Annotated in this window: 6 protein-coding genes; 3 read left to right on the plus strand and 3 right to left on the minus strand. The window is 72.0% G+C overall.

The features are described from left to right. Positions 1 to 311: 311 nt before the first annotated feature. Positions 312 to 1,604, minus strand: a complete 1,293-nt coding sequence (phoH2, locus tag N801_RS18295) for an RNA 5'-3' helicase PhoH2 (RefSeq protein ID WP_035940750.1) — start codon at positions 1,602 to 1,604, stop codon at positions 312 to 314. Between the two features lie 410 nt (positions 1,605 to 2,014). Beyond that, a complete protein-coding gene (locus N801_RS18300) occupies positions 2,015 to 2,776 on the minus strand; it encodes an isoprenyl transferase (protein ID WP_035940746.1) in 762 nt (253 codons plus the stop codon). 91 nt (positions 2,777 to 2,867) lie between these two features. Here N801_RS18300 and trhA point away from each other — a divergent pair, with 91 nt between their 5' ends. Further along, entirely contained in the window at positions 2,868 to 3,575 is a 708-nt protein-coding gene (gene trhA, locus N801_RS18305; protein WP_035940751.1) for a PAQR family membrane homeostasis protein TrhA, read from the plus strand. A gap of 212 nt (positions 3,576 to 3,787) precedes the next feature. Here the strand turns inward: trhA and mca are convergent, their stop codons facing one another. After that, entirely contained in the window at positions 3,788 to 4,729 is a 942-nt protein-coding gene (gene mca, locus N801_RS18310; protein WP_035940747.1) for a mycothiol conjugate amidase Mca, read from the minus strand. A 113-nt stretch (positions 4,730 to 4,842) separates the two neighbouring features. On the opposite strand from mca, the gene N801_RS18315 reads away from it, so the two are divergent. After that, the gene (locus tag N801_RS18315; RefSeq protein ID WP_035940748.1) at positions 4,843 to 5,205 is read left to right on the plus strand and encodes a DUF4307 domain-containing protein; all 363 of its coding nucleotides are present in this window, start codon (positions 4,843 to 4,845) and stop codon (positions 5,203 to 5,205) included. 220 nt (positions 5,206 to 5,425) lie between these two features. Continuing rightward, positions 5,426 to 5,914, plus strand: a complete 489-nt coding sequence (gene greA, locus N801_RS18320) for a transcription elongation factor GreA (RefSeq protein WP_035940749.1) — start codon at positions 5,426 to 5,428, stop codon at positions 5,912 to 5,914. Positions 5,915 to 6,037: the final 123 nt, after the last annotated feature.

Below are 6,037 nucleotides of genomic sequence, written 5' to 3' on the forward strand. Positions count from 1 at the left end.
AGGCCGGCGGTGACGGCCGGGCGCCGGGCGACGCCGACGGCCCGCGCGAGGGCTCGCTCGGACGGGCGCGCGTGGCGCCCACGGTGCTGACCGCGGTACCTGCTGCTCATACGACGTGTCCCTTCCCGGACGCAGAACAGCCCAACTGACGAAGCAGTCGGGCTGCGTTACCAAATCGAGACCTAATCTACGCGACCGGCCCCCGAGGGCCAAACCGGGACGGGAAGGGGACGGGCCCCGGACGGCCGGGAGCCGCCCGCCCCACGAGGGGGCGGACGGCATACCGGCTGGTCGGGAGGGGTGGCGGCGGCTCAGAGGTCCCCGTGCTCGGACTCGAGCAGGTCGGTGACGAGCGCCGCGATCGGGCTGCGCTCGCTGCGGGTCAGCGTGACGTGGGCGAAGAGCGGGTGCCCCTTGAGCTTCTCGATGACCGCGGCGACGCCGTCGTGGCGGCCGACGCGGAGGTTGTCGCGCTGGGCGACGTCGTGGGTCATGACGACCTTGGAGTTCTGGCCGATCCGCGAGAGGACCGTGAGCAGGACGTTGCGCTCGAGCGACTGGGCCTCGTCGACGATGACGAACGCGTCGTGGAGCGAGCGGCCGCGGATGTGCGTCAGCGGCAGGACCTCGAGCATCCCGCGGTCGAGGACCTCCTCGACGACCTCGCGGGAGACGAGCGCGGAGAGGGTGTCGAAGACCGCCTGCCCCCACGGGTTCATCTTCTCGGACTCGGAGCCGGGCAGGTAGCCGAGCTCCTGGCCCCCGACGGCGTAGAGCGGGCGGAAGACGACGACCCTGCGCTGCTGGCGCCGCTCCATGACCGCCTCGAGGCCCGCGCAGAGGGCCAGGGCCGACTTGCCGGTGCCGGCCCGCCCGCCGAGGCTGACGATGCCGATGTCGGGGTCGAGCAGGAGGTCGAGGGCGATCCGCTGCTCGGCGCTGCGGCCGTGCAGCCCGAAGGCGTCGCGGTCCCCCTTGACGAGGCGGACCTGCTTGTCGGCGCCGACCCGGCCCAGGCCGCTCCCGCGCGGGGAGAGCAGCTTGAGCCCGGTGTGGCAGGGCATCTCCGCGGCGGCGAGGTGCTCGAGCCGCCCGTACTCGTACAGGCGGTCCATCTCCTCGGTGGTCACCTCGACCTCGTCCATCCCCGTCCAGCCGGAGTCGACCGCGAGCTCGGCGCGGTACTCCTGCGCCTCCATCCCGCAGGCGGACGCCTTGACCCGCATGGGCAGGTCCTTGCTGACGATCGTCACGAGGCGCCCCTCGTTGGCGAGGTTGCGCGCCACGGACAGGATGCGGGTGTCGTTGTCGCCGAGGCGGAAGCCCGCCGGCAGCGACGAGGGGTCGGTGTGGTTGAGCTCGACCCGCAGCGTGCCCCCGTCCTCACCCACCGGCACCGGCGCGTCGAGGCGACCGGCCGAGATCCGCAGGTCGTCGAGCAGCCGCAGCGCGGTCCGGGCGAAGAAGCCGAGCTCGGGGTGGTGGCGCTTGGCCTCGAGCTCGGTGATGACGACCACGGGCAGGACGACCTCGTGCTCCTTGAACCGGAAGATGGCTCGCGGGTCCGAGAGCAGGACCGAGGTGTCGAGGACGTACGTGAGCATCGCCGTCTCGGCGACCGTGGCGCTCTCGCGCGTGCGCTGCCGGGGGCTCCCGGCGGTCGTGGGCGGGGCGGAAGCGGTGGATCGCGAGGTCGTGGCCACGGTGGGGCTCCTAGGCGCGCACGCTCAGCGGTGCGCTGACTCGAAGGTGTGGATCCCGTTCGGCCCACTGCCACGAGCAGGGAGCCGGGTGGGTCCCTCCTCCGGAGCGTGGTGCTCCATGCGATGGGCCTCCCGTAGCGCATCGGGGTGACGCGCTGGGCCCGACGCTACGACCGGGTCGTGGCCGGGTGGGTGGACGCCGCGCGGCGTGTCGGTGGCCTTCTCGCGGTGCTCACCCGACGGAGCGCGACGGGTGGGGCGGGTGGGACGTGTGCGCCTGGTGGGACGGGGCTTGGCCGGCCTGGCGCCGCTCAGGAGCCGAAGCGTCGGTGCCGCTCGCCGTACGCGCGCAGCGCCCGCAGGAAGTCCACCTTGCGGAAGTCGGGCCAGTACGCCTCGCAGAAGTAGAACTCCGAGTGGGCGCTCTGCCACAGCAGGAAGCCCCCCAGCCGCTGCTCCCCCGAGGTGCGGATGACGAGGTCGGGGTCGGGCTGACCCTTGGTGTAGAGGTGCTCGGCGATGTGCTCCACGTCGAGCAGCTCGGCGAGCTCCTCGATCGTCGTCCCCCGGTCGGCGTGCTCGAGCAGCAGCGAGCGCACGGCGTCGGCGATCTCGCGGCGCCCGCCGTAGCCGACGGCGATGTTGACGAGCATCCCGTCGACGGCGCTGGTGCGGGCCACCGCGGCCTCGAGCCGCTCGCGCGTCCCCGACGGGAGCAGTGAGAGGGCCCCCACGGTGTGCAGCCGCCACCGGCCCGTGTCGGCGAGCGCGTCGACCGCCCGCTCGATGATCGCGAGCAGCGGCGCCAGCTCGCTCTCCTCGCGGGCCAGGTTGTCGGTGGAGAGCAGCCAGAGGGTGACGACCTCGACGCCGACCTCCTCGCACCACCCGAGGAGGTTGGCGATGTTGTCGGCGCCCGCCTGGTGGCCCTCGCTCGTCCCCGCGCCGCGCGCCCGGGCCCACCGCCGGTTCCCGTCGAGCATGACGCCGACGTGGCGCGGGACGCTCTCGGGGCCCAGCTGCCTGGCCAGACGGCGCTCGTATGCCGTGTAGAGGACATCGCTGAGCGCCATGCTGTCACCGTACCGCTGGGGCCGAGCCGACGAGGAAGGGCACTTCTCGTGGCTCCGAACCTACGCAGACGTAGGTATCGTGGTCCCCATCATGAGCAGACGAGGCGAACCCCGCACCCTCGAGGCGATCGACGCGATCGAGGATCGGGTCGACGCCGTCCTCGAGGCGGTCAAGCCCAAGCTGCGCGGGTGGCTGCACCTCGCCATGGCGCCCATCGCCTTCGTCGGCGGTCTCGTCCTCGTGGTCCTCGGCGACACGGTCGAGGCGCGCGCAGCCGCTGCCGTCTTCACGATGACCGCCGTGCTCCTCTTCGCCATGTCGGCCGTCTACCACCGCGGCGACTGGTCACCCCGGTGGGGCACCGCCCTCAAGCGGATCGACCACTCCAACATCTTCCTCGTCATCGCGGGCAGCTACACGCCCTTCGCGTTGCTCCTGCCGACGAACCAGATGCGCACCCTGCTCGCGATCGTCTGGGGCGGTGCGCTGCTCGGCGTCGCCTTCCGGCTGCTGTGGGTCCACGCCCCGCGATGGCTCTACGTGCCGGTGTACGTCGCCCTGGGCTCAGTCGCGGTGTTCTTCCTCGGGCCGCTGCTCCGTCACGCCGGGACCACGGTGGTGACCCTGGTCGTCGCGGGGGGCATCCTCTACACCCTCGGCGCGATCGTCTACGGGATCAAGCGCCCCAACCCGTCCCCGCGGTGGTTCGGGTTCCACGAGATCTTCCACAGCCTGACGATCCTCGCCTTCGTCACCCACTACATCGCCGCGTCGATCGCGCTCTACGACCGCGTCTGACTCGCCCGCCGTCGCGGCCGCCTCTGCGGCCTTCTGGCGGTAGGACATCCGCCGCAGCCGGGCGTTCATGTTGCGCATGAGCAGCCACAGCGAGATGGCGAGGAAGACGAAGGCGAGGAACGCCCACAGCCCCGGCGCCGCCTGCTGGCTCGGCGTGAGGTCCGCGGCCGGGCTGGGGCTGGGGCTGGGCGAGAGTGGCAGCAGTGCGGCGATCATGCGGTGCGCTCCTTGCGTCCGTCGTGGGCGAGGGTGAGGGTGCCCGAGGTCGCGAGCGCGTCCGCCTGCGCCACGTCGCTCGGCAGCCCCGCGAAGAGGTCGTCCTCGCCGTCGGCGATGGGCACGTAGGACAGGCCGGCCTCGTAGTCCTCCCACGGCCAGACCCGCGCCTGCTCCTCCCGCGAGACCTTGAAGAAGCTGCCGTCGGGGTCGATCTGGGTCGCGTGGGCGAGCAGGGCGGCGTCCCGCCGGTCGAACCACTCGTCGCACCTCACGCGCGTGGTGACCGTGCGCTCCCGTTCGGGGGGCCAGTTCTCGAGCCACGCGGCATACGGGCTCTCCTCACCGAGTGCGGTGAGGGCCTCGTGGAACGCGACGACACGACCACGGCTGAAGGTCTGGTTGTAGTAGACCTTGAGCGGCTGCCACGGCTCACCCGCCGACGGGTATGCCGTCGGGTCGCCGGCCGCCTCGAACGCGGCCATCGACACGTCGTGGCACATGATGTGGTCGGGGTGCGGGTAGCCGCCGTTCTCGTCGTACGTCGTCATGACGTGGGGGCGGAAGCGGCGGATCTCGCGCACGAGGGCCTCGGTCGTCACCTCGAGGGGCTCGAGGGCGAAGCACCCGTCGGGCAGCGCCGGGAGCGGGTCGCCCTCCGGCAGCCCCGAGTCGACGAACCCCAGCCACGTGTGCTGGACGCCGAGGATCTCCTGGGCCCGCTTCATCTCGTCGCGGCGCACCTGGGCGAGGTCGCGGATGATGTGCGGGTCGTCGGCGAGCTTCGGGTTGAGCACGTCCCCGCGCTCGCCGCCGGTGCACGAGACGACGAGGACGTCATGACCCTCGTCGACGTACTTCGCCATGACGGCCGCGCCCTTGCTGGACTCGTCGTCGGGGTGCGCGTGCACACACATGAGGCGCAGGCGTTCTGCCACGGGAGGGGTCCTTCGCGATCGGTGGGCCGCACAGGCGACAATGGACTCGTTCCATCTTCGCACTCCGGGTTCGGACCTCGCGCCAGCCCTGTCGACAGACCCGAGGACCGTCCATGCCCCTGCCCCGCCCCGCCCCCGGCACGACCCGGTGGTGGGTCGTCGGCGGTGTCGGCATCACCGCCGCCGTGGCGGTCATCGTGTGGCTCGGGCTGGCCTCCGCCAACGCGCTGGGGGCGGACGTCACGACCTACAACGTCGTCTCCGACTCGGAGATCACGGTCGGCTACGACGTCCACCGGCCCGACGGCGTGGCGGTCCGCTGCACCGTCGAGGCCCAGGACGTGCGGCACGCACGCGTCGGCACGGTGACCGACGACGTCCCGGCGGGGGCGCGCTCGGTCCACCGCGAGGTGACCGTCCGCACCAGTGCGCGGGCCGTGACCGGCGTCGTCGCTTCGTGCGTCCGCACCCCCTGACTCCCTCTGCGACCCGGGCGTGGCCGGCTCCCGCGGTCCGCTCGACGGGCGAAGCGGACCGGGTCCTCCGGCAGGCTGGCTATACTGGGTGTTTGCACCAGTGGGTCTGGGGCCACAGGACCAGCACGGTTCCGGCCCCGGGCCCTTTCACGTAGGACCACCAAACCCTGGCCCAGCGGCGCCCGTCGCCCGGTCGGGGGCACCCAAGGAGTGAACTTCAGTGAGCGAGACCGTCGTCAAGACGAGCTACCTGACCCAGGAGGCGTTCGACCGCCTCAAGGCCGAGCTCGAGCAGCTCTCCGGCCCCGGCCGTGCCGACATCGTCGCCAAGATCGAGGCCGCCCGCGAAGAAGGCGACCTCAAGGAGAACGGTGGCTACCACGCGGCCCGCGAGGAGCAGGGCAAGATGGAGGCCCGCATCCGCCAGCTGACCCAGCTGCTCGAGAACGCCATCATCGGCGAGACCCCGGCGGACGACGGCATCGTCGAGCCCGGCATGGTCGTCACCGTGGAGATGTTCGGCGAGAAGGAGACCTTCCTCCTCGGGTCGCGCGAGATCGCCGACCCCGAGCTGCAGGTCTACAGCGAGCAGTCCCCGATCGGCTCCGCCGTCAACGGCAAGAAGGCCGGCGACTCGGCGAGCTACTCGGCCCCGAACGGCAAGAAGATCGACGTCACGATCGTGTCGGCCAAGCCCTACACCAGCTGACCCCGAGCCGGCCCCACGACGACGGCCCGCCCCGCAACGTCTGCGCAAGGGGTCGCTGGAGCAGCCGTTTCCGCAGACGCAACGCCGAGGTGGGCCGGGGCCGGGCGGGGTGGGGTGGGGCGG

Source organism: Knoellia aerolata DSM 18566 (assembly GCF_000768695.1).
Classification (GTDB): domain Bacteria; phylum Actinomycetota; class Actinomycetes; order Actinomycetales; family Dermatophilaceae; genus Knoellia; species Knoellia aerolata.